The 1,983-nt window shown below is 61.2% G+C and carries 1 protein-coding gene; it reads right to left on the bottom strand.

Going from position 1 to position 1,983, the window contains the following annotated elements:
• Window positions 1-15 precede the first annotated feature (15 nt).
• On the bottom strand, window positions 16-420 hold the full coding sequence (locus tag SSP08S_RS64635) for a pentapeptide repeat-containing protein (protein WP_369407111.1): 405 nt from the start codon (window positions 418-420) through the stop codon (window positions 16-18).
• Between the last annotated feature and the right edge of the window lie 1,563 nt (window positions 421-1,983).

Genomic DNA, 1,983 nt, shown 5'->3' with positions numbered 1-1,983 from the left:
TCAACGTAGATGACGTCACATAGATGCCGAAGTTGGTAGTTGCGGCCGTGGCGTTGGCGGAGGGCAGCGTTTCGTATGGTTTCCCTCCGCCCACGCTATACAGTCAGTGAGCCTGGCGGCCACCCAGGGATCATGAGCCAAATCGTCAGGTAGACGGGTCTCCGCATCGATAAATGCTGAGGCGAACTGTTGAGCCGTCAGACCACTTGTTTCCCGCAGGTCGGCACCGTCTAGCATTGTTTCGACAAAAGTTGCGTCATTTAGTATGGCGCCACGTAGGTCAACTCTGTACATCACGGCTCCGTCGCATCGGGCATCAGCAAGCCACGCCCCGCACATATCTGCGGTGCTCAGTATGCTGCCCTTCATGACCACGCCCCGTAGATCGGCAGCTCGAAGGTCTGCGGCGCTAAGGAACATCCACTCCAAGCGCGGGGGAGATTCGAATTCGAAGTGACGCAAACTGAGCCTGGCCAGGTTGGCATGGCGAAGATCGAGGCGGCGGGTTTCAGGCCGATTTGGGCGGCGAGCGAGGACCTCAACCGCAGCTTGTATATCTGCGGACAATTCAGGGTCGCCTCGATCGAGTTCGCTGTTAAGCGCGTTCCGATCCTCAGGAAGAAGAGGAGGGATGCCTGCCGTGCCCCTATGGGTGTTGTGCCTTACGAACCCTGCCAGCACTCTGACGATCGCGTCATGGTCCATCGCAGACTCGGATAGAACATGTTCGAGACTGTAGACGGCTCCCAGACGCACCTCCAGCTTCTCCGAGGCGAGGTTCTCGACTGCCGCCCGATATCTGTCAGTAACTTGTCCCCGACGGGACAAGAGATATGTGCGTGCCGTGTAGGCGAGGCCGGCAAAGACCGTTGCGCCGGCCAAGGCAGCCAGCACTGTTTGCCGGACCGCGTTTATCGCGTCAGCCCGATCCGTTCCGGTCAGGTGCTGCACCGTTCTACCAGCAACGAACCAGGAAACTGGACCCAATACGAGCACTAGAGCACCCACCGTCGTGAGAACCGTGCCAACGGCTGTGGCTGCCCAGCGGCGACGCCTCTTCCACCGGGCCCTGACAGCCCGAACCGCCACTGGTTGTGCCCGCATCTTCGGACCCCCTCGCAGCAAAGATTCGCGGTGATCCTCTCGTGGTGAATCGCCGGGTTACAAGGGGCGAGGCCGTCTAGCGCAGGTCTATCGCGATCAACGAGTGACAATGACAAAGAGCGGGACCCAGTGAGACTGGCTCCCGCTCTTCATGCATGGCATCTGCGCTGGTCAACCGCATGATTTGGCTGGTTGAAGCGAAGTGCCCCCGGCAGGATTCGAACCTGCGCACACGGCTCCGGAGCACAATCAGAGTTCGGCTTGCGAAGCGGACCTGACCAGCAGGTTTGTTGATCCTCGGAAGCGTTGGGTGCGCTCCTGTATCGCAGATAGTGCGAAGCAGGAAGTCACCTCCCGACTCCTGCTCCCATTGAGCGGTCGGCTTCACCGATGGGTTGCATCTCCGGCTGCTGCGCCCAGCACTCCTGCACACGCGCCCACCAGCGCCACGCCCCGCGTGCCCATGGCAGGCATTGTGCCGGTCAACTCGGCAGACGTAGTGGCCCCGTGTGCCTGCGCGTCATTCCCCGCGTGCGCGCGTGTGCGCCCCGGCAGGACTCGAACTTGTGGCCACATGCTTAGAAGAGAGACGTGCGCCTCCGATCAATTGTGGGCCTGACCAGCACGTTTGTATGCCATCTCGACGCTGGGTGGTCAGCGTTGCCACGCATTGGCGCGAGGCCCGGAGGACGGGCAGTGTGCCCACGAGGACAGCTTGCAGATGTAGAGAAGTGTCAGCGACGTCTCGGACGTCTCTGTCATACTTCCAAGCCAACTACGCTGATTACTAGGGACTTTGGGGGGAAAGTGCCTACATCTCCTGCTAGCGGGACGGCGGGTGCCGGTGGTGTGGTGCCGGGTCAGCCCGGGGCGGCGCCC

The sequence above is a fragment of the Streptomyces hokutonensis genome (assembly GCF_000376565.1).
GTDB lineage: Bacteria > Actinomycetota > Actinomycetes > Streptomycetales > Streptomycetaceae > Streptomyces > Streptomyces hokutonensis.
This window is presented reverse-complemented; position numbering and strand designations above follow the sequence as displayed.

Coding starts and splice junctions, on each gene's coding strand:
- SSP08S_RS64635 (WP_369407111.1), bottom strand. CDS start 420: ATGTTCCTTAGCGCCGCAGACCTTCGAGCTGCCGATCTACGGGGCGTG.